Origin of the sequence: Rhodopseudomonas sp. P2A-2r, assembly GCF_026015985.1 — a bacterium.
GTDB lineage: Bacteria > Pseudomonadota > Alphaproteobacteria > Rhizobiales > Xanthobacteraceae > Tardiphaga.
In genome coordinates this window covers 3,170,592-3,197,134 of sequence record NZ_CP110389.1, presented here as the reverse complement: position 1 = coordinate 3,197,134, position 26,543 = coordinate 3,170,592, and the positions used below count along the sequence as shown (strand labels likewise).

Annotated in this window: 24 protein-coding genes, 1 tRNA gene and 4 pseudogenes; 13 read left to right on the top strand and 16 right to left on the bottom strand. The window is 64.0% G+C overall.

From position 1 onward, the window contains the following. Window positions 1-281: 281 nt before the first annotated feature. Window positions 282-1,796 (bottom strand): porin, encoded by a 1,515-nt coding sequence (locus ONR75_RS15270; RefSeq protein ID WP_265083315.1) that lies wholly within the window; start codon window positions 1,794-1,796, stop codon window positions 282-284. A 692-nt stretch (window positions 1,797-2,488) separates the two neighbouring features. Here ONR75_RS15270 and ONR75_RS15265 point away from each other — a divergent pair. Next, window positions 2,489-2,580: transfer RNA gene (locus ONR75_RS15265), tRNA-Ser, on the top strand. A gap of 1,127 nt (window positions 2,581-3,707) precedes the next feature. Beyond that, window positions 3,708-3,992, top strand: coding sequence for a YciI family protein (locus tag ONR75_RS15260; protein ID WP_265083314.1), 285 nt, complete (start codon window positions 3,708-3,710; stop codon window positions 3,990-3,992). Between the two features lie 136 nt (window positions 3,993-4,128). On the opposite strand, the gene ONR75_RS15255 is transcribed toward ONR75_RS15260, so the two are convergent. The 10 genes from ONR75_RS15255 to ONR75_RS15210 all read right to left on the bottom strand — a co-directional run bounded on the left by ONR75_RS15255 (window position 4,129) and on the right by ONR75_RS15210 (window position 13,554). After that, window positions 4,129-4,395 carry a hypothetical protein gene (locus ONR75_RS15255; RefSeq protein WP_265083313.1) on the bottom strand — a complete coding sequence of 89 codons (267 nt, stop codon included), beginning with the start codon at window positions 4,393-4,395 and terminating at the stop codon, window positions 4,129-4,131. A gap of 1,341 nt (window positions 4,396-5,736) precedes the next feature. Further along, the gene (gene gatB, locus ONR75_RS15250) at window positions 5,737-7,221 is read right to left on the bottom strand and encodes an Asp-tRNA(Asn)/Glu-tRNA(Gln) amidotransferase subunit GatB (RefSeq protein WP_265083312.1); all 1,485 of its coding nucleotides are present in this window, start codon (window positions 7,219-7,221) and stop codon (window positions 5,737-5,739) included. Window positions 7,222-7,300: 79 nt separating this feature from the next. Beyond that, window positions 7,301-8,686 carry a patatin-like phospholipase family protein gene (locus ONR75_RS15245; protein WP_265083672.1) on the bottom strand — a complete coding sequence of 462 codons (1,386 nt, stop codon included), beginning with the start codon at window positions 8,684-8,686 and terminating at the stop codon, window positions 7,301-7,303. A gap of 207 nt (window positions 8,687-8,893) precedes the next feature. Beyond that, window positions 8,894-9,406: a sensor histidine kinase gene (locus tag ONR75_RS15240; RefSeq protein WP_265083311.1), complete on the bottom strand. Its 513-nt coding sequence runs from the start codon at window positions 9,404-9,406 to the stop codon at window positions 8,894-8,896. After that, the gene (locus ONR75_RS15235) at window positions 9,367-9,990 is read right to left on the bottom strand and encodes a histidine kinase dimerization/phosphoacceptor domain -containing protein (RefSeq protein ID WP_265083310.1); all 624 of its coding nucleotides are present in this window, start codon (window positions 9,988-9,990) and stop codon (window positions 9,367-9,369) included. The genes ONR75_RS15240 and ONR75_RS15235 overlap by 40 nt, the downstream gene beginning before the upstream one ends. Before the next feature lie 81 nt (window positions 9,991-10,071). Next, entirely contained in the window at window positions 10,072-11,550 is a 1,479-nt protein-coding gene (gene gatA / locus ONR75_RS15230) for an Asp-tRNA(Asn)/Glu-tRNA(Gln) amidotransferase subunit GatA (protein ID WP_265083309.1), read from the bottom strand. After that, the gene (locus tag ONR75_RS15225) at window positions 11,551-11,769 is read right to left on the bottom strand and encodes a hypothetical protein (protein WP_265083308.1); all 219 of its coding nucleotides are present in this window, start codon (window positions 11,767-11,769) and stop codon (window positions 11,551-11,553) included. A gap of 26 nt (window positions 11,770-11,795) precedes the next feature. Continuing rightward, window positions 11,796-12,083: an Asp-tRNA(Asn)/Glu-tRNA(Gln) amidotransferase subunit GatC gene (gatC, locus tag ONR75_RS15220; protein WP_265083307.1), complete on the bottom strand. Its 288-nt coding sequence runs from the start codon at window positions 12,081-12,083 to the stop codon at window positions 11,796-11,798. An 86-nt stretch (window positions 12,084-12,169) separates the two neighbouring features. Further along, window positions 12,170-13,246, bottom strand: coding sequence for an NAD(P)H-dependent flavin oxidoreductase (locus tag ONR75_RS15215; RefSeq protein WP_265083306.1), 1,077 nt, complete (start codon window positions 13,244-13,246; stop codon window positions 12,170-12,172). Between the two features lie 83 nt (window positions 13,247-13,329). Further along, complete coding sequence (locus tag ONR75_RS15210; protein ID WP_265083305.1) at window positions 13,330-13,554, bottom strand: hypothetical protein; 225 nt, start codon at window positions 13,552-13,554, stop codon at window positions 13,330-13,332. 132 nt (window positions 13,555-13,686) lie between these two features. Between ONR75_RS15210 and ruvX the strand changes: the two genes are divergently transcribed. After that, window positions 13,687-14,178 carry a Holliday junction resolvase RuvX gene (ruvX, locus tag ONR75_RS15205; protein WP_265083304.1) on the top strand — a complete coding sequence of 164 codons (492 nt, stop codon included), beginning with the start codon at window positions 13,687-13,689 and terminating at the stop codon, window positions 14,176-14,178. A gap of 2 nt (window positions 14,179-14,180) precedes the next feature. Next, window positions 14,181-15,107, top strand: coding sequence for an AEC family transporter (locus ONR75_RS15200; protein WP_265083303.1), 927 nt, complete (start codon window positions 14,181-14,183; stop codon window positions 15,105-15,107). A 2-nt stretch (window positions 15,108-15,109) separates the two neighbouring features. Here the strand turns inward: ONR75_RS15200 and ONR75_RS15195 are convergent, their stop codons facing one another. Together ONR75_RS15195 and ONR75_RS15190 are read right to left on the bottom strand one after the other, a co-directional pair. Further along, window positions 15,110-15,886: a CPBP family intramembrane glutamic endopeptidase gene (locus tag ONR75_RS15195; RefSeq protein ID WP_265083302.1), complete on the bottom strand. Its 777-nt coding sequence runs from the start codon at window positions 15,884-15,886 to the stop codon at window positions 15,110-15,112. Continuing rightward, window positions 15,883-17,523 carry an acyl-CoA dehydrogenase family protein gene (locus ONR75_RS15190; protein WP_265083301.1) on the bottom strand — a complete coding sequence of 547 codons (1,641 nt, stop codon included), beginning with the start codon at window positions 17,521-17,523 and terminating at the stop codon, window positions 15,883-15,885. Before ONR75_RS15190 ends, ONR75_RS15195 begins: the two co-directional genes overlap by 4 nt. A 265-nt stretch (window positions 17,524-17,788) precedes the next feature. Here ONR75_RS15190 and ONR75_RS15185 point away from each other — a divergent pair. The 7 genes and pseudogenes from ONR75_RS15185 to dprA all read left to right on the top strand — a co-directional run bounded on the left by ONR75_RS15185 (window position 17,789) and on the right by dprA (window position 23,720). Next, window positions 17,789-18,741 (top strand): annotated as a pseudogene (locus ONR75_RS15185) (aspartate carbamoyltransferase catalytic subunit). A 4-nt stretch (window positions 18,742-18,745) separates the two neighbouring features. After that, a complete protein-coding gene (locus ONR75_RS15180) occupies window positions 18,746-20,047 on the top strand; it encodes a dihydroorotase (RefSeq protein WP_265083671.1) in 1,302 nt (433 codons plus the stop codon). Window positions 20,048-20,107: 60 nt separating this feature from the next. Beyond that, window positions 20,108-20,695: a glycerol-3-phosphate 1-O-acyltransferase PlsY gene (gene plsY / locus ONR75_RS15175; protein ID WP_265083300.1), complete on the top strand. Its 588-nt coding sequence runs from the start codon at window positions 20,108-20,110 to the stop codon at window positions 20,693-20,695. Window positions 20,696-20,761: 66 nt separating this feature from the next. Continuing rightward, window positions 20,762-21,541, top strand: a complete 780-nt coding sequence (locus ONR75_RS15170; RefSeq protein WP_265083299.1) for an alpha/beta fold hydrolase — start codon at window positions 20,762-20,764, stop codon at window positions 21,539-21,541. Between the two features lie 10 nt (window positions 21,542-21,551). Further along, window positions 21,552-21,755, top strand: a pseudogene (locus ONR75_RS15165) (glycerol-3-phosphate acyltransferase); the annotation flags it as partial. A gap of 389 nt (window positions 21,756-22,144) precedes the next feature. After that, the gene (locus tag ONR75_RS15160) at window positions 22,145-22,534 is read left to right on the top strand and encodes a hypothetical protein (protein WP_265083298.1); all 390 of its coding nucleotides are present in this window, start codon (window positions 22,145-22,147) and stop codon (window positions 22,532-22,534) included. A gap of 44 nt (window positions 22,535-22,578) precedes the next feature. Further along, window positions 22,579-23,720, top strand: a pseudogene (dprA, locus tag ONR75_RS15155) (DNA-processing protein DprA). Window positions 23,721-23,723: 3 nt separating this feature from the next. Here dprA and ONR75_RS15150 read toward each other — a convergent pair. Then, entirely contained in the window at window positions 23,724-24,125 is a 402-nt protein-coding gene (locus ONR75_RS15150; RefSeq protein WP_265083297.1) for a winged helix-turn-helix transcriptional regulator, read from the bottom strand. Between the two features lie 76 nt (window positions 24,126-24,201). On the opposite strand from ONR75_RS15150, the gene ONR75_RS15145 reads away from it, so the two are divergent. After that, complete coding sequence (locus tag ONR75_RS15145) at window positions 24,202-24,810, top strand: FMN-dependent NADH-azoreductase (protein ID WP_265083296.1); 609 nt, start codon at window positions 24,202-24,204, stop codon at window positions 24,808-24,810. 151 nt (window positions 24,811-24,961) lie between these two features. Here ONR75_RS15145 and ONR75_RS15140 read toward each other — a convergent pair. Then, window positions 24,962-25,735 (bottom strand): annotated as a pseudogene (locus tag ONR75_RS15140) (SDR family oxidoreductase). Between the two features lie 117 nt (window positions 25,736-25,852). On the opposite strand from ONR75_RS15140, the gene ONR75_RS15135 reads away from it, so the two are divergent. Next, entirely contained in the window at window positions 25,853-26,308 is a 456-nt protein-coding gene (locus ONR75_RS15135; RefSeq protein WP_265083295.1) for a winged helix-turn-helix transcriptional regulator, read from the top strand. Here the strand turns inward: ONR75_RS15135 and ONR75_RS15130 are convergent. Continuing rightward, entirely contained in the window at window positions 26,297-26,503 is a 207-nt protein-coding gene (locus ONR75_RS15130; protein ID WP_265083294.1) for a hypothetical protein, read from the bottom strand. The two genes, ONR75_RS15135 and ONR75_RS15130, sit on opposite strands and share 12 nt — an antisense overlap. Between the last annotated feature and the right edge of the window lie 40 nt (window positions 26,504-26,543).

Genomic DNA, 26,543 nt, shown 5'->3' with positions numbered 1-26,543 from the left:
TAGTCCCCGCGAAGGCGGGGACCCATACACGCTGTCGTGCCTGGCTGAAACGCCGTAGCCGTGCCTCTGCAGATTGACGATGACGACCGTGGTTATGGATCCCCGCCTTCGCGGGGACGACATGCGGCGTCGCTGTCGCCCACGACTAACCAAGGAACTCGCAAGCAGGATCAGGCGCAGCCTGTCATCCGCCCCCTTCATCGCCCCACAAGCAAAAACCCCCGGCAGTTTCCTGCCGGGGGTCTTTGTTTCAGATCTTGAGCGTCGCGAGACGATCAGGATTAGAAGGAGCGCTGAGCCTGCAGCTGCAGCTGGTACACGTTCTGGTCGCCCAGGGTGTAGGCGCGAGCCGAAGAGCTCGACACTTGCCCAGCGGCGGCGTTGTAGGTACCGGTCAGGTTGGTGTCGAGGCGGGTGTACAGGAAGTCAGCCGACAAGGTGAGGTTCTTGACGGGGGTCCAAGCGGTCTTGGTTCCGACCTGGTAGGACGAGAACTTCATGTCGCCACCGGTGGCAGCAAGGGAACCGACGCCCGTAATATTGGCCGTCGAGCCGTTGGTCAGAGCCTGCATCAGAGCTGCATTACCTGCAGAACCGTAGGAGATGGTGCTGTAGTTGCCGTACAGCGACGTACGCCAGTTCGGGTTCCAGTAGTGCTCGTAGTACGCGCTGATGTCCCAGGCGGTGCTCAGATCGATGCCGGTGCCGTTGCTGTAAACGCCATCAAGCACGTAACCGAACGCCATGCTGCTGCCGGCGCCATTGCCGCTCGCGCGGGCATAACGACCTGCGCCGGACGAATCCTGCGTGCCGCCCCAGACGTACTTGGCTGCGCCCTTGGCATAGGTGGCTTCCAGCTTGAAGCTGTCGCCTGCGCCGGTCGGCAGGTTCTTCAACTCGAAGCCGCCGCTGACTGCGTAACCGTAAGTCGAGGACGGACGGCCAGAGTCGGCATTGGTGTAGTAGGTGCCATGAACTTCATGAGCAGCTGCCGACACGAAGGCCGAACCCCAGGCCTGATCAAGGCGGAGATTGCCGACGACGTCAGGAACGTGATCGCCAGTAGAGGCGTTGCCGAGGAAGTTGTTGATGCCGTAAGCACCACCCGTGAGGGTCGAACCACCGAACGGAGCGACGAATGCCGACGAAGTGTTGACGACACCGGCGGTGCGGTAGGGCTGAGCGTCTTCAAGCGAGATCGTCGCCGACACGCCGTTGCCGAACGAGGCGGTGTAGGCGAACTGCGAAATGCCGGTCGCGTTGTTGGAGCCAGCCTGGAAGCCCGACGAGATCGTCGGCTTGGACAGGGCCCACTGCGGGTCGAACATCGACACCGACTTACCCATGGTGAAGCCAGCGAACTGGATGAAGGCGTAGTCGACTTCGGCGATGGTGCCACCGGCGATCGACGAGGTGCCGCGGGTGAAGTCGACCTTCATGTCGCCGTAGGTGCGCAGCACGCCGTATTCGGTCGCGGTGCGGGTATCGACGTTCAGGTTGAAACGAGCGCGGGTGCCGTACCAATCCTGGTTGAAGGACTGCGAGCCGTTTGCGCCGCCGTACCAGTTGCCGTTGCCGGAAGCCTGGCCGTTCAGCGTGGTCTCAAGACGGATCGCGCCGCCGAGCTTGATGCAGGTGTCGGTGCCCGGGATGTAGTAGAAGCCCGCGCCGTAGAGGGAGCAGATCTTCACGTATTCGACCGCTTTGGCCTTCATCGGAAGATCAGCGGCCTGTGCGCCGCCCATCGCGAGCAAGCCCGCGGCCGAGCCCAGAATCAGGCTCTTAATCGTGTTCATGTAAACCTCCAAGTTGTTAAAGGGACAGGTTCCAGGTCCGGGGTGAGGATCACCCGCGAACAGTTCCTTGATCCCTGACAACCCGCAAAAGCGCTTCACCCTCCGAACACACCCGCACGTGTGCGAGGGTTCAAAGCGAATACTTTGCGGGACGACCTCGGGATGCCCCCTCCGTCGCACCCGGACCATCAACCAACCTGTTGCGCTGCGCAACAAAGGAACGCCTCGATGAGGCCCGAATCCGGCCGTTTTCAGCGGGGTGTTGCACAAATCACACGCTTTTGTGATCCGGAACAAGGGACAAGCAATTGATACTATTTGGCTTTTTAAGTCGCCCCGGCTTGTTCCCCAAAAGGCGGCGAATGCGCCCCTCGGCGGCAACCCGCACCCGGATCCCCGCACAACCTGCGAATCGGTCGTCAGAACTTCCTGCCCGGAGCCCGGCTTGGTGTCCCGGCGGGCGCCGGAGAGGGCAAGAACGCACGCTGACGTCTATGGGCAGCAGAATGGTTTGGCTGACCGGACAGCGCCACGCGCGGCGCCAAGTCCTTGGTTCCGCGCCGGAACCTGCTCCAGACGGCAGCGCAGCGCAGGTCGTGCGTTCGGCCCGGCAACGATTCGGTGTGCGCAAAGCGACGACTCTCGATCTGGCGCTTGCGGCGCGAGGCCACGTGGGGCATATCCAACGCGATGGAGCTGTGGCCGAGTGGCTGAAGGCACCGCTTTGCTAAAGCGGCATACCTTTTACCGGGTATCGAGGGTTCGAATCCCTCCGGCTCCGCCACTACTGGGTTATTTGAAGCACAGAATCCCGTTTCCTATCCGACATGTGTGCCTGCAACACGCTTTCGACGGGACACACCGTGGCGCGAGCGAGTCCGCAACGCATCTGCATCTCCGATCGCCCTCACCGTCATTGCTGCTTTCGCAGGGCGGTAATGCCAGACGCGATTCCCGTCATGGGCAGCCGCCACATCCGATGTTCGCTGGAAACGAGCCGGTGCGAACTGGCCGGACGATGGTCCGGACGACGTTGTTGCGCTTGATCCTGTTTGCATCCGCCCGGTCCCGCGCGCGGCAGATCATGGACCAGCCTGTCGGCGGCATCGCGCGATCCTGAAGACCTCCGCACAACTCGCCGGCCCCTCCTCCCGACAACCGCGAAACGATACCGGTGCAGGTATGCATCCTGGCAACGTTGCCGGCCGGAGGATGTTCGCGCGCTGCGGCGAACCGCACGCGTCGAGCCTGGCGCCTGGAAGCGCCCCCAGATGCAACTTCTGCGAAGCTTTTGTTGCAGCCGCCAAGCGGATACAGTTGCGCGTCACTTGGATGACATTCAACAGGAACTGTCGATGACGGAAATGACGAACTCTGCGAACGCCAGCCGCGAAAGCTTCATGGCATTGGTGCAGAATGAGCTGGCTGCATTTGAGAAGCGAGAGCATGCGCTTCGGAAGCAGGCAAAAAGGATCGGGCTGCCGAGCTGCGGCTGCCGGTCAACATCGAGAGTTAAATGCACTGACGGGATATATCCGCTCGCCCGACCGGCGATGTCTCGACGTCGATCGGAAAACATGCAGCGGCGCTGAGCGACGACAACCAGCGCAGCGCCCCGACCTGGGAGAATCGCATCTCCCAGAGGTTCGCTTTCATCTTCCGGTTAATCTCGAATATGCAGATCGGAGCTTGAAGGCTCCGGTCGCGACGGGGTTGAAACCCTTGAGGCTCCCCCGCCCCTCACTCGGCGCCATATCGACAGCCGGTCCCCGGAGCTATTCCTGCCGAGCGTCAGTTCACAATGGTGATCGAGAACCGCCAATTGATCGGTTGCAGCAATTCAGGCGGCGGCGCCTCACCTATGTTGCCGCGCAAAGCCCGACGCCAGCCCACCCGCCTGTCGGAGAGACCATGTTCATCATCACCCTTCGCTTCGTCGACAAGACCAAAGCCCCGCGGTTCATGGACGGGCACAATGCCTGGATCAAAAGCGGATTCGACGATGGTGTCTTTCTGCTGGTCGGCGGCCTCCAGCCGAACGCCGGCGGCGCGATCCTTGCGCACAATGCTTCGCTGGAGGAGATCGAAGCACGTGTGCAGGATGATCCCTTCGTCGCCGAAGGTGTGGTCAAAGCTGAAATCCTCGCCGTCACTCCGGGCCGCACCGATGAACGGCTCGCCTTCCTGAAAGCCTGAGCTATCAGCGCGACGATTGCCGGTCCGGACGGATGCCCACGTTGCCGACGGCGTGCGGCGACGTCCGGGTTCTCAGCGTTGGCTCAAAAGCCGTCTTTGAGAACGTGCCGACGCGATGCGGCGCGAAGGCTCGCGATCAATGGGTGGTCAGCCAGGCGCGGGCGGCGCGCTGGGCCGCGGCGACCTCAACCTCGGACATCATTTCGGCGACTTCGCGACGCATCGCCAGAGCATCCGCACGGCCCTTCATGGCGGCAAGATTGAACCATTTGTGCGCCGCGACAAGATCGACGATGCCCGAGCGACCGCACGACCAGTGCATTCCGCGATCGAACAGGACGTCCTGGATGGCGCTGGTATCGACCGGCTCGGCGGTGTCGAAGTTGATGATTCCCTGAAACATGCGATCTCTCCTTTTATCGTTGCCGCCTCGTTCGAGTGCGGCTCCTGTCTGACTGTCCAACGTCCCGTCGCCGTTTTCCGGCTTGTGGGGATGATCATGACCGATAAAATTTGAAGAGCAGTTTAAGTATCGCGATGAACGGATTCTGAACGCAATCCTCACCGCCCACCGGCGAGTCACGTGAGATGCTGGTTTTGCTGGGCTTTATCGCCGGCGGCAGATTTGGTTTACCGTGTCGGTGAGCAGACCGATAACCATCCTGCCATGCAGGCCGCCGCAGCATCGCAAGCGCCCGGCCCTGCCCCAGGCGCACGGAGTTCTGACGCCTCAGACGTCGGGTCGATATGTTCGTGAAAGGGAAACAGCGAGCCGGGGACAAGCCGCACCGGCAAAGGACGAGGGCGTCGGCGAACACGTCAGGATCAGATTCCAATGGCGGTGAGCGCCGCTGAAACTGCGGACCGGAGATCCGCAACGAACAAAGAGCCGCAAAGCCGAAGCGCCGCGTTCTTTGCCGAACCGCATCACAGGAGGACAAGCCCCGCATGAGATAACGGTCCGGCCGTTTGACCTGATGTCTCGCCGACACCCTCTTCGTCAGCCAGAGCCTGCGTGCCAGATCACTTCGAGAAGCAACTGTCGTGGAGGCTCTGTGACGTCGCCGGCAGCAAGCCGCCGGCAGTTTCAGAAGAAGAGTTACTTCTTCTTGGCAACCTTCTTCGTCTTCTTGGCAGTCTTCTTCACTGCGCTCTTCGTTGCCTTCTTCACTGCCTTCTTCGCCTTCTTAGCTTTCTTGGCCATGTTGCCCTCCTGAATAAAAGTGATCGCTAGTCGCTGCGTGCACTCGGGAATCGAGATGCACTACATCCCGAATACACCAACACATTAGAAAAAACAGTGTCCCGCTTAAGGAAGTGTTGATGACACGATGACGCCATGCGTCCCACGCGCGCAACGACAACTCGACGGCTCGTACACGGACAATGCCAGAAACGCGCGGAAACTCTACATCTGCGTTTGTCAAGATTGTAGGAAGTGGCTGTGTCACAGCCACAATTCAGATTCGTGATATCAGATAAATACAACATTTATCCGCGGCTTCGAGTCGGCGCCGACGCACGAAAATAGCGGTCGCGGACTCTGAGTCGCGTTTTTTGGCAATGAAAAAATTTTCGGGAAAATCGCGTTGGGGACTTATCGTCCGTCGCTGCAACCGCATTTTTTGACGAATCGGCATCCCTGATTCGTGCCGCTGTTGTCGCCCGCGCAGCACGACGTCGCTTGCCGAACAGTGGATCACGCAGGCTGCAGCGACGCCGCAAGCGCGGCGCCGCAGGCCGTTCAGATGCCGAGCTTGCGCTTCAGGAGATCGTTGACGGCTTGCGGGTTGGCCTTGCCACCCGACGACTTCATCACCTGACCGACGAACCAGCCCATCAATGCCGGCTTGGCCTGGGCCTGCGCCACCTTGTCGGGATTGGCGGCGATGATCTCGTCCACCACCTTCTCGATGGCGCCCATGTCGGTCACCTGCTTCATGCCGCGGGCTTCAACCAGCGCCCGCGGATCGCCGCCTTCAGTCCAGACGATCTCGAACAGCTCCTTGGCGATCTTGCCGGAGATGACGCCTTCGCCGATCAGGTCAACTATGGAAGCCATCTGGACCGCCGACACCGGCGAGGATGTGATGTCCTGGCCTTCCTTGTTGAGCCGACCGAACAATTCGTTGATGACCCAGTTGGCGGCCAGCTTGCCGTCGCGGACCTTGTCGGCCAGTTTCGAAAGCACCGTCTCGAAGAACTCGGCGCTCTCGCGCTCGCTGACCAGCACGGCGGCGTCATAGGGCGTCAGCCCGAAGTCGCCGATGAAACGCACCTTCTTCTCGTCGGGCAGTTCAGGCAGGTCGGCCTTCAGGGCGGCGACATAGGCCTCGCTGAATTCCAGCGGCAGCAGGTCCGGATCCGGGAAATAGCGGTAGTCGTGCGCCTCTTCCTTGGAGCGCATGGAGCGGGTCTCGCCCTTGCCGGCGTCGAACAGCCGCGTCTCCTGGTCGATGGTACCGCCATCTTCGAGGACACCGATCTGGCGGCGGGCCTCGTAGTCGATGGCCTGGCCGATGAAGCGGATCGAATTGACGTTCTTGATCTCGCAGCGGGTGCCGAGCGGGCCGCCCGGCTTGCGCACGGAGACGTTGACGTCGGCGCGCAGGCTGCCCTTCTCCATGTCGCCGTCGCAGGTGCCGAGATAGCGCAGGATGGTGCGCAGCTTGGCCACATAGGCCTTGGCCTGCTCGGCCGATCGCAGGTCGGGCTTGGAGACGATCTCCATCAGCGCGACGCCGCAGCGGTTGAGATCGACGAGGGTCGAGGTCGGGTCCTGGTCGTGCAGCAACTTGCCGGCATCCTGTTCCAGATGCAGCCGCTCGATCCCCACCGTGAAGCTGTCGCCGTCGTCGGTGTCGACGATCACCTCGCCCTCACCGACCACCGGCGACTTGTACTGGCTGATCTGGTACCCCTGCGGCGAGTCCGGATAGAAGTAATTCTTGCGATCGAAGGTCGAGCGCCGGTTGATCTGCGCCTTCAGGCCGAGGCCGGTGCGCACGGCCTGGCTGACGCAATGTTCGTTGATGACCGGCAGCATGCCCGGCATCGCCGCGTCGACCAGCGACACATGGCTGTTCGGCGCGCCGCCGAATTCCGTGGAGGAGCCGGAAAACAGCTTCGAGTGGGAGGTGACCTGGGCGTGGACCTCCAGCCCGATGACCATTTCCCAGTCGCCGGTGGCGCCCTTGATGAGTTTTGACGGTTTGACAGGTGCGTTCATAGGCCGCTTTTACCCCGATGGCGGAACCGAGAAAACCCTAAAGGTGACTTGCCGTGCCGCCGAGGGCCTGTGGTCGCGGTCACATCCTGGCGGCGAAGGCCTTGAACACCGGACTTTCGCGCAGCACGTCGCGGCCGGCGGCGATCACGTCGTCGACCTGTTGCTGCGGCAACTGGAACCGGGTCGGCACCGCTTCGAGCACCTTGGCGCGGGCCGGATCGAGCTGGTCGAAGCCGAGACGCCCGATGAAGAAATTCAATTCCTTGCAATTCCAGCCCGGCCGCGCGCCGTAACGCGCACGCTCGGTCGATGACAGGCCGCAGCGCCATTTGATCAGCGAGGTCTGCCAGTCCTTCATGGCGCGATCGAACGCCGAATAGCTGGAGCCGACGCTGGCGTCTATGGTCGTGTCCACCGCCGCCGACAGTAGCTCGACGCCGCTTGGCCCCTCCACGGTGTTGATCCAGTTGCCCGACAGGCCAGCCTTGGAGTCCACCACCAGGAACAGGGCCCGGCGCAGCTGCACGGCCTGCTGCGGCGTCAGCGGTCCATAGGCCGTCTCGGACGACTCGCGCTCGATGGTGAAGCCTGAGATACCGTAATTGTCGACCAATCCGCCATCCATCAGCTTGATGAATGGCACCGCGCCTTCGCGGTAGCGCATGATCGCCTTGGCATAGGCGCTCAGCGACGGCGAGGCATTGCGATTGGTGGCGGCCTTGATGATCGACGGCGGCAACGGATCGTTGCAGGTGCCGGGAAACGCCTTGATCACGGCCGGCGCAAAGGCGATCGGCACGGCAGCCGAGGCTGCCACCGCATTGGAAAGCGGGTAGCGCGTCAGGTCGCTGCAGATCGCCGTGAAGGCCGTGGCGCCGAACACGAACGGCACCCGGTTATAGATATCGGAGGCGTTGATCCAGATGCGCGGCTTGCCGCTGCGGAAATGCTCAAAGGTGGCACCTTCGAACAGGTTGGCATCGAGCCACTTGGTGAAGCCGGTGGAGTCGTTGATGCCGCCGGAGAAGGCGCGGCCGATGGTGCCTAGCGACAATTCCGTATTGAGCCCCTCCTCCGCATTGCGCAGCAGGAAGCGCTCACGGAAATCCGACAGCGCGGCGCGCTTCTTCAGCCCGAAATAGGCCGCGGTGACCGAGCCGCCCGACACGCCCGAGATAAGGTCGACGTGATCGAGCATCGAGCCGCCGGCACCGCGGGTCGGTACCCGGTCCAGTTCCTGCAACACGCCGAACGAGAACGCCGCCGCGCGGGTGCCGCCGCCGGAAAACGACAGGCCGACAAGGGCATCGTCGAGCGTGACGGGATCCTCGAAACCGATCTTTTCCTTATTGGCAGAACTGGCATCGCTGAGGGGAACGTTGATGGGCAGGTTATGTACCGAGGCACAGCCGAGCAGGAGTGCGGACGTCACGACGACGAGACCGATAGAACGCAACCCACTCATCAAATTCACTGCCTTCAAAACCATTCGTCGATACGGCCACGGGCCCGCCCACTGTTCAGTCCGGTCACGACCATGTTGGCAAGGCTCAACCCACATCTGACCGCAAAGCGTTGCCATTTGATGCTAACGCCGGGACCGCCGCATATGCGTCAGCAACATGGCTAACGAATGATGAAGTCGGTTGAGCGGAACAAGTTCCGTGGTCGCCTAATTCGGCGGCGAGATCGGCGCGGCGTCGAACACCAGGGTGAACCAGGTCCCCTGCCCGCGAAGGCTGACGGCGTTGAATTTGACGTTCTTGGCATTTTCCTTGAGCGTCTGCAGGATCAGCGCGCCGAGCTTGCGCGGCGATGGCCATTCCTGGCCTTCGCCGAGGCCCACGCCATCGTCGGACACCACCGCCGTGACCTCGCCGCCTTCCTGCTTGCAGATCAGCTTGAGCTGGCCGCCGTTGCGCCCGACGAAGGCGTATTTCAGCGCGTTGGTCAGCATCTCGTTGACCAGCAGCCCGGCGGGCATGGCGACGTTGATCGACAACGGGCAATAACCGACCTCGAGCTTGAGCTCGATCCCCGGCATCGCGCTGGCCTGCATCACCGCGGTCGCGATGTCGGACAGATACTGGCCGAGATCGATCTCCGGCGCGGCGTTTTCCGCCGACAAGGTGCGGTACAACACGGTCAGCGCGTCGATACGGCTGGCGAGTCGCGCCAGCGCCACCGATTCCCCTCGGCGGCGGAGCGCGCCTCCAGCCGGATCAGGGCGGTGACCAGTTGCAGGTTGTTCTTCACGCGGTGCTGCAGTTCGCGCATCAGCATATCGCGGTCGCGGATCTGGTTTTCGAACTGCTCGATCTGTGCCCGCTCGCGCCCACCCACATCAACCAGCGCCGCGATGCGAAAACTCTCGATGCCGTCGTCGCTCTCGATCACCGACGCGTAGGCCTGCACGACAACCAGGCGGTCGACCGGCACGGCCGGACGGAACACGCCGATGAAGTCCTCGCCGTCGCGGATCGCCTCACCCAAGGTCTGCTCCGCATTGTCCTCATTGAGAAAGCCGTCGAGGCTGGTCCAGCCATGGCCCTCGACATCGGCCGCTGTCATCGACATCAGGGCCTCGAAAGCCCTGTTGATGTAGACGACATGCTGCTCGGCGCCGGCCCCGCGCGACACGGCGACCGCGACCGGCGCATAGTCCAGCAGATGCTTGTACCTGTCGTTCTCGAGCGCCAGCGCAAGCTTGGGCGAGCCCAGAATCTGATCGACCTGCTGGGAAGGAGGAAGTCCGTCGTCGGCGCTCATGGAAGGTCCACGCTCATGGAGAAAGCATGACGAATGGTGGGCAAAAACGCAACGCTAAAGCCGCAGTGCAGCGTTGGGAATTCAGGCCCACCATTTCGTCGGGGAAAAGCGTCCGGCGGACTGCTCGATGACCTCACCGAGCGAGAACAGCGTCTCTTCGTCGAACGGTCGGCCGATCAGCTGCAGCCCGAGCGGCAGGCCCTGCGCGTCCTTGCCGGCGGGAACCGCAATGCCCGGCAGGCCGGCCATGTTCACCGTCACGGTGAAAATGTCGTTGAGATACATTTCCACCGGATCCGCGCCGCCCTTCTCGCCGATTCCGAACGCCGCTGACGGCGTCGCCGGGGTGAGGATCGCGTGGATGCCCTTGGCAAAGCAGTCCTCGAAATCCTTCTTGATCAGGGTGCGCACCTTTTGAGCGCGCAGATAGTAGGCATCGTAATAGCCGGCCGACAGCACATAGGTGCCGATCATGATGCGGCGGCGGACTTCGGCGCCAAAGCCTTCGGCACGCGTATTCTCATACATGGCGTCGATCGTGCGGCCGGGCACGCGCAGTCCATAGCGAACGCCGTCATAGCGCGCGAGATTGGACGAGGCTTCGGCAGGCGCCACGATGTAATAGGCCGGCAGTGCGTATTTGGTATGCGGCAGCGACACGTCGACCAGTTCCGCACCGGCTGCCTTCAGGGTCTCGGCGCCCTCTTTCCACAGCTTCTCGATTTCCGCCGGCATGCCGTCGAGACGGTACTCGCGGGGAATGCCGATCTTCATGCCCTTCACCGACTTGCCGATGGCCGCCTCGTAGTTTGGCACCGGCAGGTTGGCGGATGTCGTGTCCTTGGGGTCGAAGCCGGCCATGGAGCCCATCAGGATTGCGGCATCACGCACCGTCCGCGCGATCGGCCCGGCCTGATCGAGCGACGACGCGAAGGCGACGACGCCCCAGCGCGAGCAGCGGCCATAGGTCGGCTTGATGCCCACCGTTCCGGTGAAGGCTGCCGGCTGACGGATCGAGCCGCCGGTGTCGGTGGCGGTGGCACCGAGGCACAGGCCGGCCGCCACGGCGGACGCCGAGCCGCCGGACGAGCCGCCGGGGACCAGGTTGGTGTCGGAACCGTCGCGGCGCCACGGATTGACCACCGGGCCGAAGCAGGAGGTTTCGTTGGACGAGCCCATGGCGAACTCATCATTGTTGAGCTTGCCGAGCATCACCGCGCCATCGCGCCACAGTTGCGCGCTCACGGTGGACTCATACGGCGGTACGAAATTGCCGAGAATCTTCGAGCAAGCGGTGGTGCGGACGTCCTTGGTGGCGAACAGGTCCTTGATCCCGAGCGGAAGCCCGGCCAGCGGACCGCCCTCGCCCCTGGCGATCTTCGCATCGGCCGCAGCCGCCATGGCCCGCGCATGCACCGGCGTCTCCAGAACGAAGGCGTTAAGCACCCGGGCGTTCTCGACCGCTACAATATGCGCATCGGTCAGTTCGACCGACGTGAAGGATTTTTTCGCCAGGCCATCACGAGCCTCGGCGAGCGTCAGCGACGTCAGGTTTGTCATCTATTTATTGACCGGGCTGCAGAAGAACGGAGAAAGCGTCTTGTCGTTTTCCGGCGCATCGCGGCGGAGTTTGTCTCTGGCCTTGTCGGCCGCCTCGAGCTGGTCGAGCACGGCATCCATCGCCTTGTCGGGATCGACGATCTTGCCCTGCTTCTCGAGGGCATCGAGGTAGTCCATGTAGAGCTGATAGGACTTTTCGTCGTCGCAGAGCATGCACATGCGATTTTCCTGTCTCGTCCGGACCGTTACTCGACAACTTTCGGCACCAGAAAGAAATGGTCTTCGCTCATCGGCGCATTGCCGATCACCTTGTCGGCGATCTCGCCATCGTTGATCTCGTCGGCGCGCCTGGTCATTTCCATGGGGGTCACCGAGGTCATCGGCTCGACGCCCTCGACATCGACCTCTGACAGCTGCTCGACGAAGGCGAGCATGGCATTCAGCTCGCCCTGTAGATGGGGAACTTCATCCTCGGTGACCGCGATGCGCGCGAGATGCGCGATACGGCGAACGGTGGCAGCATCGACCGACATTATATAAGGCCTCTGGGGCGGAACGCCCACGCAGACCGCCGTATAGCAGACGGAGGTTTCGCGCCGCAACCGCGCGGCGCGCGCCATCAGCCCCGCAGCCCGGCCATCCGCTCCAGCGCCGCCGCGGCCAGCGACCGGGTCAGTTCCGCCGCCGGCAGCTCGGTGCCCAGACCGACCGCCTGCCCGGCCCACAGATTGGTAAAATCGCTGCGGCCGAGCTTCTCCGCCGCCGCCTTCAGCGGTCCCAGCGCCGTCGCGGCATGCGGGAATGCCGGGGCGTCGGCCGAGACCGGCCCGACCTCGCGCATCACCCGGTTGATCACGCCGCGCGCCGGGCGCCCGGTCATGACGTTGGTGATGACAGTGGACGCGTCGGTGCCGCCTTCGAGCGCCGCACGGCCGATCGGGCTCACCCTAGATTCCGGGCAGCGCAGATAGGCGGTGCCGATCTGCACTCCGGCGGCACCCAGCGCAAAGGCCGCAGCGATGCCGCGTCCGTCACCGATGCCGCCCGATGCGATCACCGGCACCTTCACCGCATCGACCACCTGCGGCAGCAGCGCGAACAGGCCGGGCTGGGTGGCAATGTCGTCGGTCAGAAACATGCCGCGATGGCCACCAGCCTCAGCGCCCTGGGCGATGACAGCATCGACCCCGCGCTGCTCCAGCCAGATCGCTTCCTCGACGATGGTCGCCGAGGCGATCACGCGGCAGCCGGCTGCCTTGACGCGGGCCAGCAGCGCCGGCTCCGGCAGACCGAAATGGAAACTGACCACCGCCGGCTTCAGCTCCTCGACCAGCTCGCACATGGCTGCATCGAACGGCGCACGATTGGCGGCATTGTTCGGCGCGTCGGGATCGATGCCAAGCTCCTGGTAATAGGACGCCAGCCGCTTGCGCCAGCCGGCCTCGCGCGCGGGATCGGCGTCGACCGCGGTGTGGCAGAAGTAATTCATGTTCAGCGGCGTCGAGACCCGCTGCCGGACGATATTGATCTGCTCGCGCGCCTTGTCCGGCGAGATCATCGCGCAGGGCAACGAGGCCAGCGCCCCACCCTGTGCGGCGCCGATCATGATGTCGGCGTCCTGCACGCCCGCCATCGGCGCCTGCACGATGGGAAACTCGATGCCGAACAGGTCGATCAGTCTGCGGTCAGGCCACATGGTGTGCTCACGAAGTGATGGGGATCGGCCCGCGCCTCATTGCCGTGCCGGAGGTAACCCTAGCACGGCGTATGCGAGGAGAGCTATGCGACGGCGCGGGGCCTGAGCATCCAGCGGCGCAGCGCGACGCCGGCCCAGATTGCCTCGACCAGTCCGAACGGCCAGGCGCCCTGCAGGAAGCCGTAGATCGATCCCAGCCCGCAGGCGACGGCAAAGGCCAGCACGAACCAGTGGCTGCGATCCTCCAGCGCATAACACACCAGCATGGCGGTGACGGCGAACAGTCCGTAAAGGGTCAGGGCGTCCATGGATGGGCTCAGGTCCGGTGGTCTGCAGGGCACCCTTAGCAGCCGCGCGGTGAGCCGCCAATCCGCGGCGATGGTTGCGGATCGTCGCAATCAGCATGTTTCGGATCACCGGCGCGCGTGTTAAGCGGAGCCATGCCTGCACCCATTCTGCCACTCATCGAGGCCGCCCCGCTCTGGCCCGCCCGCGGCGCGCTGATCGGTCTCGACCTCGGCACCAAGACCATCGGGGTCGCGGTGTCCGACCCCGACCGCCGGCTCGCCACCGGCGTCGAGACCGTTGCCCGCACCGCCTTCAAGGCGGATGCCGCGCGGCTGGTCGTGCTCGCCGGCCAGCGCGGCATCTGCGGTTACGTGCTCGGCCTGCCCATCAACATGGACGGCAGCGAGGGACCGCGCGCGCAATCCACCCGCGCCTTCGCCCGCAATTTTGCCCGCCTGACCGAGCTGCCGATCGCGCTATGGGACGAGCGGCTGTCGACCTCGGCGGTCGAGCGCGAATTGATCGCCAACGATGTCAGTCGCGCCAAGCGCGCCAAGGTGATCGACGAACACGCCGCCATCTTCATCCTGCAGGGCGCACTGGACCGGCTGACGGTCCTGAACAGACCGCCAGAGACGCGCTGACCATGCTGACGGTGTTCGGCGCCCTCGTTCCGGTGTTCCTGCTGATCGTGCTCGGCTTCGCGCTGCGCCGTCTGCTGCTGAAAAAGGATATCGAGTGGATCGGTCTGGAACAGCTGGTCTATTACGTGCTGTTTCCGGCACTGCTGATCGATACGCTGTCGCGCGCCAACCTGTCGTCGGTGCCGATCGCCGGTGTCGGCGGCGCGCTGCTGCTGGCGGTCCTGGCGATGTCGGCGCTGTGCCTGTTGCTGCGGCCTTGGTTGGCGCGCAGCCTGGATGTGGACGGCCCGGCCTTCTCATCGGTGTTTCAGGGCGCGACCCGCTGGCAAACCTTTGTGGCGCTCTCGGTGGCCGGCAATCTGTGGGGCGAACTCGGCATCACCCTGGCCTCGGTGGCGATGGTGGCGATGATCCCACTGCTCAACATCTTCGCTGTCTGGGTGCTGGCGCACTACGCCTCCCCGCAAAAACTGGCGTGGCCGAAAATCCTCCTGACCATCGCGCGCAATCCGCTGATCTGGGCCTGCGTCGTCGGGCTGACCATGAACCTCACTCATCTCTCCGTGCCGCGCCCGCTGCATGAATTCCTCGACGCGCTCGGGCGCTGCTCGCTGGCGCTGGGCCTGCTGGTGGTCGGTGCCGGCCTTCACCTCGAAGGCTTGCGCCGCCCCGGCGCGGCGGCGGCGCTGACCGTGGTGCTCAAGCTGGTGGTGATGCCGGCCATGGCCATCGCGCTCGGCATGGCATTTGGCCTGTCCGGCTCAAGCCTCGCAGTGGTGGCCTGCTGCGCCTCGGTGCCGTCGGCCTCGAACGGCTACATCCTGGCGCGCCAAATGGGCGGCGACGCGCCGCTGCTGGCGCAGATCCTGACACTGCAGACCATGCTGGCGGTGGTCACCATGCCGGTGTTCATCGCTTTCGTCGGCTGATCTCACGGGTGGCTGGCCAGCCAGATGCTCTGCACCGTCGCGGCAAGATTGTTGAGGCCGTGCACGAAAACCGTCAGCCAGATCGAGTTGCAGCGATAGCGTAGCCAGCCGAGCAGCAGGCCGATGGAAAACACCTCGCCGAAGAAGAACCAGTCATATTGCAGGTGCATCGCGGTCCACACTGCGGATAACAGCAGGATGGCCCCCGCCGGCCGCAGAAAGGATTCCGACCAGCCGCGATAGAGAAAGCCGCGAACGAAGAACTCCTCGGTCATCGGTGCGGCGACGCAGAACGCCAGCACCAGCAACCATAACGCACCGTCGGCCTGGGCAGAGCGCAGCACGTCAACCATGAAGCCCGGCGCCACGTTGCGGCCCAGCGCCCGCGACAGGAGATCCCAGCAACCGACCAGCACCATCAGACTGATGGCGCCAAGCACAAAGTTTCTCCACGAGGTGCCACGCAGCGCCAGATAGTCGGCGAACGGGGTGCCGGAGATCCGCGTCGCCAGCCAGATCGCCGCGCAGACCGCCGGCAGGCCCATCATCACCGACAGCGAGATGGTGGTGCCACTGCTCAGCATGGTCCTGAGCATGGAAAAATCGAAGCTCGAATCTCCGCGCAGGATCAGCCAGGCCACCACCGCCAGTTGGCCGAGAAACAGGGCCGCGAAGATGACCAGTCCCCACAGCGTGGTGCCCCAGAACTTCCAGATTCTTGGCGCGCGGGGCGACTTCACGGGGGCTGAGGGATCGAGCGGCGTTTCCGTCGAGGTCATGCAGGCAGCGCCCGCTGCAGCAGCGCCCGGCTCTGCGCCGCGGTAAAATCGGCACCGCCGTACATCGTGCTGCGTCCACTGTCGAGCCGCGTCTTGACGAACAATTCCGCATGCAGCGGGTGGACGATGTTCAACGCCGCGGCGGCAGCCAGCATCGCCAGCGTTTCCACCGCCTGACGCGCGACACGTTCGTTGTCTGGCCGCAGCATGGTCTTGATCGCGAACGACGCCGCCTCCGCGGCAGCGGGCAGACCGCTGGTCTCCGCCATCAGGGTCTGCAGCACGGCGACCGCCGCATCGCCCTCGCGCGACAAGGCGCGCAGCACGTCGAGGCACATCACGTTGCCGGAGCCTTCCCAGATCGCATTGACCGGCGCCTCCCGGTAATGCCGGGCCAGGATACTGTCCTCGACATAGCCGTTGCCGCCAAGGCACTCCATCGCCTCATAGAGGAACCCGGGCGCCGATTTGCACACCCAGTATTTCACCGCCGGCGTCAGCAGCCGCATATAGGCGGCTTCCGTAGGATCGGTGGCGGCCTGGTCGAACGATCTGCAAAGCCGCATCACCAAGGCCGTGCAGGCCTCCACATGCAGCGCCATGTCGGCGAGCACGCTCTGCATCATGGGTTGGTCGGCAAGATGCTTCTGGAACACCGTGCGATGCCGGGCATGATGCAACGCATGCGCCAGGCCCGAGCGCATCAGCCCGGCCGAGGCCGTGGCGCAATCCTGCCGGGTCAGCTGCACCATCTGAATGATAGTGCGGATACCCTTGCCTTCGTCGCCGACGCGGAGCGCATAGGCGTCCCTGAATTCCACTTCCGAGGAGGCGTTGGAGCGGTTGCCGAGCTTGTTCTTCAGGCGCTGGAATTCGATCCCGTTGACCGAGCCGTCCGGCCGGAACCGCGGCATGAAGAAACAGGTCAGGCCGTCATCGGCCTGCGCCAGCACCAGGAAGGCATCGCACATCGGCGCCGACATGAACCATTTGTGGCCGGTGATCCGATAGGCATCGCCGTCGCGCATGGCGCGGGTGGAGTTGCTGCGCACGTCGGTGCCGCCCTGCTTCTCCGTCATGCCCATACCGATCGTCATGCCGCTTTTCGCACGCCATGGGGCGAAGGCGGGATCATAGCTGGTGCTGGCGATGATCGGCATGGCCTGCGCCAGCACGCCCGGCTGCGATGCCAGCGCAGCCACCGCAGCGCGGGTCATGGTGAGCGGACAAAGATGCCCGGTCTCGACTTGTGCCGCCATGTAGAAGCGCGCCGCGCGCAATACTTCCGATGCGCCGCCAGCCGGCTTGCCATCGGCGGTCCAGCTGGAATTGTGGATTCCGGCATCGACGCTGTGGGCCATCAGTTCGTGATAGGCCGGATGAAATTCGACCCGGTCGATGCGGTTGCCGCCTGCGTCGACGGTCGTCAGCACCGGAGGATTCTCGTTGGCGAGTCGACCGCGCTGCGCCATTTCGGCCGAGCCCCACAGCTGACCGAAACTGGAATGCGCGACGAAGCCAGAGGAGCCGTCATTGAATGCAACCGCTTCCACCAGGGGGCGATCGGTTGCGAACAGGTCGATGTCCACAAAGGGCGGCGACTGGTTGAATGCGTCGAGGTTCGCTGCAGACGTCATCGAGCAGTCCCGGCTGGAGAGATTCGCTGCAAGCTTACCCCAAATACCAGCGATTTCATGCCGGCGACTACGGGCTGCGCGGCGCGGTCAATCGGCGAAGGCACTGTCCGTTTCAAATTGCACATCCTGGCGCTCCCGGTAGCCCAAACAGGGCGACAATGCGGCGGGTCCCGGCGGACAGATCGGGGGATAAGTCCGCAGCGCCGGACCGGACCCAGAATCGCCCTTGCCCCGCTTTTGAAGTCTCCTTATAGCTTTCGTTTTAATGACCCTTGCAACGAAATCGACCTTTGTCCTCGGCCACCGGCATTTGCTGGGCATAGAGGGCCTTTCCGCCGCCGAGATCACCGGCCTGCTGGATCTTTCCGAAGAATATGTCGAGCTGAATCGTCAGGTCGACAAGAAGCGCACCAGCTTGCGCGGTCGCACCCAGATCAATCTGTTTTTCGAGAACTCGACGCGGACCCAATCCTCGTTCGAACTCGCCGGCAAGCGCCTCGGCGCCGACGTGATGAACATGTCGGTGGCGTCGTCCTCGATCAAGAAGGGCGAGACGCTGATCGACACCGCGATGACGCTGAACGCCATGCATCCGGACATCCTGGTGATGCGTCATCACTCCTCCGGCGCGGTCGAGCTGTTGGCGCGCAAGGTCGACGGCTCCGTCATCAATGCCGGCGACGGCGCCCATGAGCATCCCACCCAGGCGCTGCTCGATGCGTTGACCATCCGCCGCAACAAGGGCCGGCTCGAAGGCCTCGTGGTGGCGATATGCGGCGACGTGCTGCATTCACGCGTGGCGCGCTCCAACATCATCCTGCTCAACGCCATCGGCGCGCGCGTCCGCGTGGTGGCGCCGTCCACCCTGCTGCCACCGGGCATCGAGCGCATGGGCGTCGAGGTGTTTCGCGACATGCGCGAGGGCCTCGAGGGCGCCGATATCGTGATGATGCTGCGGCTGCAGCGTGAGCGCATGAACGGCTCGTTCGTGCCGTCTAGCCAGGAATACTTCCAGTATTACGGCCTCGACCAGAAGAAGCTGGCCTATGCCAAGCCCGACGCGCTGGTGATGCATCCCGGCCCGATGAACCGCGGCGTCGAGATCGACTCCTCGTTGCCGATGGCGCACAGTCATTGATCCGCGAACAGGTCGAGATGGGCGTTGCCGTGCGCATGGCCGTGCTCGAAGCGCTCGCGCGCAACCTCCCGAATGCGTGACCTCATGCTGACCGATCGCCGCCCCATCCTGCTCGCCAACGCTCGCCTGATCGATCCCAGCCGCGATCTCGACGGCATCGGCGACGTGCTGATTGCCGATGGCGTGATCCGCGACGCCCGCCGCGGCATTGGCGCCGCCGGTGTCCCGGAAGGCACCGACATCGTCAACTGCGCCGGCATGATCGTCGCGCCCGGCCTGGTCGACATGCGCGCCTTTGTCGGCGAGCCCGGCGCCAACCACCGCGAGACCTTTGCTTCGGCCAGCCGCGCCGCCGCGGCCGGCGGCATCACCACCATCATCTGCCAGCCCGACACCTCGCCGGCCATCGACAATTCGGCCACCGTCGACTTCGTGCTGCGCCGCGCCCGCGACACCGCCATCGTCAACATCCATCCGATGGCAGCGCTGACCAAGGGCCTGCGCGGCGAAGAGATGACCGAGATCGGCCTGCTCAAGGCCGCCGGCGCCGTAGCTTTCACCGACGGCGACCACAGCGTGATGAATGCGATGCTGATGCGCCGCGCGCTGACCTATGCGCGGGATTTCGATGCACTGATCGTGCACTACACCGAGGACCCCCATCTGGTGGGCGAAGGCGTGATGAACGAAGGCGAGTTCGCGTCCCGGCTCGGCCTCACCGGAATTCCCAGCGCCGCCGAAGCCATGGTGCTGGAGCGCGACATGCGCCTGGTGGCGCTCACCGGCGGACGTTATCATGCGGCCTCCATCACCTGCGCGGAATCCATCGAAATCCTGAAGCGCGCCCGCGACGCCGGCTTGCGGGTCAGCGCCTCGGCCTCGATCAATCACCTGACGCTGAACGAGAACGACATCGGCCCCTACCGGTCGTACCTGAAACTGTCGCCGCCGCTGCGCACCGAGGACGACCGCAAGGCGCTGGTCGCAGCGGTGGCTTCGGGTCTCATCGACGTGGTGATGTCGGATCACAACCCGCAGGACGTCGAAACCAAGCGACTGCCGTTCGCCGAGGCAGAGGCCGGCGCCATCGGCCTCGAGACCATGCTGGTGGCCGGGCTGCGCCTGGTCCATGCCGGCGAACTCGATTACACCACCCTGATCCGCGCCATGTCGACGCGGCCGGCCGAACTGCTCGGCCTGCCCGGCGGCTCGCTACGCGCCGGCGCCGTGGCCGACGTCATCGTCATCGATTCCGACACGCCCTGGGTGCTCGATCCCGCCGAGTTGCAGTCGCAGTGCAAGAACACGCCGTTCGACGAAGCCCGCTTCACCGGCCGCGTCGCCCGTACTATTGTCGGCGGGCGCACGGTGTTTGAACATGTTTAGGCGCGACCAGCAAAAGTGGAATCCGGTTTTGCGTCCGGTCGCGCCTCATAGTGAGGCCCAATGATCGTCGTTTATGCCTTTGCCGCAGCACTCGGCTATTTCCTCGGCTCAATCCCGTTCGGCCTGGTGCTGACGCGCCTCGCCGGCACGCAGGACATCCGCACCATCGGCTCCGGCAATATCGGTGCCACCAATGTGCTGCGAACCGGCCGCAAGGGCCTGGCCGCCGCGACGCTGCTGCTGGATGCGCTGAAGGGCACCGTGGCGGTGATCATCGCTGGCAGCGTCGGCGGCCCCTATGCCGCGATGATCGCCGGATTATGTGCTTTCCTCGGCCACCTCTTCCCGGTCTGGCTGAACTTCAAGGGCGGCAAGGGTGTCGCGGTCTATATCGGCATCATGCTCGGCCTGTTCTTCCCGGCCGCCATCGTGTTCTGCCTGGCCTGGCTGGCCTGCGCCTTCACCTCGCGCTACTCGTCGTTCTCGGCCCTGGCCGCCAGCGCCATCACGCCCATCTTCCTGTGGTGGTACGCTTCACCACAACTGGCGATCCTGGCAACGATCCTGACCCTGCTGCTCTGGTACATGCACCGCGAAAACATCAAGCGGCTGCAGGCGGGGACCGAAGGCAAGATCGGCGCGAAGTAGCGCCTACACAACTAAATCTCCGATCCGCCTCAGCGCTTGGCCTTCTCCGACCAGCGATTGTGAAACGTGTTGCTGCATATTCGCGAGGCTCATCCATCCTGTCCGACGCCGATCGTATTCCTGCATGCGATCGGCACCAGCGGTTGGATGTGGGAGCGGCAGTTCAGCGACCTGACAGACTTTCATTGTCTGGCGCCGGATATGCCCGGACACGGCGGCAGCCGAGCCATTCGCTGGCAGTCGTTCGAGCAGTCTGCCGACCTGATTGCAGATCTCATCCGCCGCAAATTTCCGGGCAAACGTGCCCACCTCGTCGGGCTCTCGCTAGGTTCCTATGTCGGTCTGCAACTGCTGGCGCGCCATCCCGAAGTCGTCGGGCGCGCAATCCTCAGCGGTCTCAATGTCCAGCCGCTGCCCCACAAATGGCTGCTGAATGCGGCGGCCTACCTGATCGCGCCGCTGATCAAAACAGGGTTTAGCGCCCGTCTCAACGCAAACGCACTCAAGATTCCGGCGGATCAGTTCGACGGTTACCGCCAGTCGCTGCAGGAGCTATCGCTCGGGAGCTTTATCACCGCCAGCCATAATGCGACGGCCTTCACTGTTCCAGCAGCGATTGCGCGCTTGCAAACCCCTACCCTGCTGGTGGCCGGCGCGCGCGAACATCCGATGATCCTGAAGTCGCTTAGTCAGCTTCACAGGCTGCTCCCGAGGTCACAGGCACTGCTCGCCCCGGACGCCGGCCATGGCTGGAACGGCGAGCGCCCTGCGCTGTTCTCCGCGATGGTCAGGTCGTGGTGCATGGCCGGCGAGTTGCCGCCAGATTTGATAAAAGTCCCTTTGTGATGATGCAGATTGGCTGGCCTGCGCCTTCAACTCGCGCTACTCGTCGTTCTCGGCCCTGGCCGCCAGCGCCATCACCCCGATCTTCCTGTGGTGGTACGCTTCACCACAACTGGCGATCCTGGCCACGGTCCTGACCCTGCTGCTCTGGTACATGCACAGCGAGAACATCAAGCGGCTGCAAGCCGGCACCGAAGGCAAGATCGGCGCGAAGTAGCGCCTCCGCGCAGCTGACCGAGATCGTGCCGATGCGGTCGCGGCGCCCGATGATGCGGCATCGGCCGGAAAATCCTGCCTTCTCCGGCAGGACTTACCGACCTCGTGTCCGTAGCGATCAGCAAAAACACGAATAACTTCAATCCATTCCTCCCGGTCCGGCACTTGCATTAGGCTCTGTGCCGAAACACAAAATTTTGCCGGAAGGGGGCTCCCGTGATTGCAGGTACGTCCAACTACGCATCAGGTTACGTGCGTTTCGCACCACCCGTCTTTCGTCCGACATCGACGCCGGCCGACGCCCAGTCGGACCCATCGGCAGCAGCCGGCCAAACGAACGGCCAGCGATTTAAAGTCTCGGATCTTAAACTAATACAGGGGGCCCATTTCGTGTCCGAGGCCGACGTTCCCGGCTTGCAGGAGCGAATGGAGAAGAATGGGCTGAGGATCGACCCCACGCCACCGTCGGCCTCGAACGATGTGTTTCAAGCCGCCTACGCAGACGTGAAGGTCGACGGCAAGGTGGTCGCAACATTGCTGAACAACGGGACTGCCGTGATGACCAACGAGGCAGCAAAATCGATCGGCGACCTGGCCGACCCGCCCGGCCTCGCGGGACCGGATCTGGCGCAGTGGCGCGCCGACAGCTACGCAAGGTTGGTGGGCGGAAGCGTCGAGAAAGCGATCACAGCAATTTCGCAATCGCAATCCACACCGCCTCAAGCATCCTACGGCGCATCGCAAACGCAGGCCGGCGCCAGCACAGATTTCAGCGCCTGAGGCGCTGTACGCCTGACTTGTTGCGCACTACCTCAAGTTGCGGGATGCTGCCCTCGAGGGGCACCTGCGTGAACACCGACAACCAGACAGTTATCCATCTGACCGACGCCCAGCGGATCGACTGGCTGCGGCTGATCCGCAGCGACAACGTGGGTCCGCGCACCTTCCGCTCTCTGGTCAATCATTTCGGCAGCGCCCGGGCTGCATTGGAGCGGCTCCCGGATCTGGCGAAGCGTGGCGGCGCCGCCCGTCCCGGCCGGATCTGCAGCGAGGAAGACGCAAAGCGTGAACTTGCCGCCAGCCGGAAGCTTGGCATCGACTGGCTCGCACCCGGCGAAGCCGGCTATCCGCCGCGGCTGGCGGGCATCGACGATGCGCCGCCGCTGCTCGGTGTGCGAGGCGCACGCGACGCGCTGATGCGACCGATGATCGCCATCGTCGGCTCGCGCAATGCCTCCGGCGCCGGACTGAAGTTCGCGGAAAAACTGGCGCGCGATCTCGGCGACGCCGGTTTTGTCATTGCCTCCGGCCCGGCCCGCGGCATCGATCAGGCGGCGCACCGCGCAAGTATCAATAGCGGCACCATTGCAGTGCTGGCCGGCGGCCACGACAAGGTCTATCCGCCCGAGCACCTCGACCTGCATTTCGCCATTCTCGAACTCGGCGCGGCGATCTCGGAAATGCCGCTGGGGCACGTGCCGCGGGCGCGAGATTTTCCGCGGCGCAACCGGCTGATCTCAGGCGTCGCCCTCGGCGTCGCGGTGATCGAAGCGGCGCATCGTTCGGGCTCGCTGATCACAGCGCGGATCGCCGCCGAACAGGGCCGCGAAGTGTTCGCGGTCCCGGGCTCGCCCTCGATCCGCGTGCCGCCGGCACCAACAACCTGATCAAGCAGGGCGCCATGCTGATCACCGAAGCCGCCGACATTATCAACGCCGTCGCGCCGATCATGGAACGGCCGGTCGATTTGCCCGGCCGCGAGCCGGATGAGGTCGCGTCGTTCGATGAGCCCGACAGCAGCGATCGCGCCCGCATCATCAACCTGCTCGGGCCGAGCCCGGTGGGCATCGACGACCTCATCCGCCTCAGCGACACAAAAGCGTCCGTTGTGCGCACCGTGCTGCTTGAACTCGAACTCGCCGGCCGGCTGGAGCGCCACGGCGGCGGGCTGGTGTCGCTGCTCTGAATCTCACTCGGTCGAATTGCGGCCGTCGAACTTTTGTCGCGCGGTCTCGATGTCCGTGAGGTGATGCCGGGCCCACGCGCCGAGCGCCATCACCGGCTCGCTCAGGCCGCGGCCGAGATCGGTGAGTTCATAATCGACCCGCGGCGGCACTGTCGGAAACACCGTGCGGGTGACGAGCCCGTCGCGCTCCAGTCCGCGCAGGGTCAGCGTCAGCATTCGTTGGGAAATACCGCCGACCATGCGCTTCAGCTCGTTGAAGCGGCGCGGCCGGTCGCCGAGCAGCATGATCACCAGCACGCTCCATTTGTCACCGACCCGCGCGAGCACCGCAGCGACGCCACGGCAATCGCTGTGGTCGGGCGTGCTCGGTGCCAGGACAGGCACATCGGTGTGCTCGAGTTTCAAAATTGTGCCTTCTTGTGCGTTCTTCGCCAGTCACTCATGTAGCGTCAGTTACAAATCTATACCAGAGGTGACTGATATGAAACTGCTCCACATCGACTCCAGCGTGCTCGGCCCCCACTCTGTCAGCCGGCAGGTGTCCGCGGCCATCGTCGACCGCCTCGTCAAAGCGACGCCCGGCCTCCAAGTGACCTATCGGGACCTCGCGCAGACGCCATTGTCGCATCTGTCCGGGGCGCATCTTGCCGCCGCTCAGGGCGCCACGCCGGATGCCGCACTCGCCCCCGACCTTGCCGCTGGTCAGGCCGTGCTGGAGGAATTCCTCGCCACCGACATCGTGGTGATCGGCGCGCCGATGTACAATTTCAGCATTCCGAGCCAGCTCAAGGCCTGGATCGACCGTATCGCGGTGGCCGGCAAGACGTTCCGATATAGCGCGGCCGGCGTCGAAGGCCTGGCCGGCGGCAAACGGATCGTTCTCGCCATGTCGCGCGGCAATTTCTATGGCGTTGGCGCACCGGCCGCGGCCTACGAACACGCCGAGACCTATCTGCGCGGCGTGTTCGGCTTCATCGGGGTCACCGACATCGAGGTCATCGTCGCCGAAGGTATCGGCGCCGGACCGGAGCATCGCGAGAAGGCGATCACGGGCGCCTTGCAGGCAGCAACGGATCTTCGCGCGGCATAGCGCCCTGTCATTCCCGGTTCGCGCGCAGCGCCAGCTGCGCGCGAACCTCAGCGATTCCCATTGGAATGGCTGGAAATCCGGAGATGTTCAAACATATCGAGATTCCGGGTTCGCGGTCGGCTTACGCCGCCCGCGCCCCGGAATGACGAGCTTACCCGCGAAAGATCGGCGCACCGGCGGGCGACGCGGTGGCGCCGCCATCGACGAAGATTTCCGCGCCCGGGATGTTGGACGCATCATCGGAAGCGAGAAACAGCACGGTCTTCGCTACCTCCTCGGGCTTGCCGAAACGGCCGAGCGGAATCGCCTGTGAGATTCTTGCTTCGAGTGCAGTGACAGCGTCGGGCGTTGGCGCTGCCCGATTCCAGATCGGCGTGCTGGTGCCGCCGGGCGATACGACATTGACGCGGATGTTGCGCGGCGACAGTTCCGACGCCATCACCCGTGCCATGGCACGCACCCCGGCCTTGCTTGCGGCATAGGCCGCGTAGCCGGGATTGCCGAGCACCGAGATCACCGAGCCGTTGAGGATGATCGAGGCGCCGTCGTTGAGATGCGGCGCCGCCGCCTGAACCGTGAAGAACACCGCGGTGATATTGGTTTTCAGCACCGACTCGAAAACCTCCAGCGAGGTGCCGCCGACGGGCGTGCTGGCGCTGATGCCGGCATTGGCGAAGACGATGTCGAGCTTGCCGAATTGCGCCACCGCCCTGACGACCGCGGCTTCGGTGGCGGCCACGTCGGTGGCGTCAGCCACGATACCCAGCGCATTGGGCCCGAGTTCCTAGACAGCCGCATCCAGCCGCGCCTTGTCGCGGCCGGTGATCGCCACCCTCGCCCCCTCCGCCACGAATAGCCGAGCGGTGGCCAGCCCGATGCCGCTATTGCCGCCCGTGATCAGTGCCGTCTTGTTTGCCAGTTTCATCATTGCTCTCCGATCCAATCTGGTTGCATTTAAAAACCATATAGACATTTAGAGTAAATGGTTTCATAATGCAACCACTTGGCCGCCGAAAAGCTTGCGCCCAGCCGGAGATGCGTCATGGCGAAACGAACAAGTCTGGAAACCGCCGCCTGCCCGATCGCCCGGGCGATGAGCGAAATTGGCGACGGCTGGTCGATGCTGATTATCCGCGACGCCATGATGGGCGTTCGCCGCTTCAGCGAATTTCAGAGGAAGCTTGGGCTGGCGAAAAACATTCTCGCCACGCGGCTGCGCGCGCTGGTGGCAAACGGCATATTGACGATGGAGGCGGCAGCCGACGGCAGCGCCTATCAGGACTATGTGCTGACGGCGAAGGGACGCGCGGTGTTTCCCGTTATGGTGGCGCTAAGGCAGTGGGGTGAAGATCACGCATTCGGCCCCGGCGGCTGTAACAACAGACTCGTGGACCGCCACACCGGCCAGCCGGTGCGAAGACTCGAACTGCGATCGGCCGATGGCCGGTTGCTCGGCGCGGGCGACACGGAAGTAAAGTCCACGATGTCAGGTGCCTGATGAGCTGGATCCGTTGCTCAGTCGCACCAGCACCTCACTGGCTTCCATCTGGGCCATGTCGAGCAGGTATGCGAGCGTCTCCAGGCCATGGCGGTGCGCAATCTGCGACAACTCGGTGATCGCATCCCGGAGATAATGGGCGGCCTCACCCGGGTCGCCATCGCGGACCGGCTCGTCGCCGCTGGATGACGTCATTGCGCTGGCCTTCCGTCGGTCACGGCTTGGGGCCGCCAAA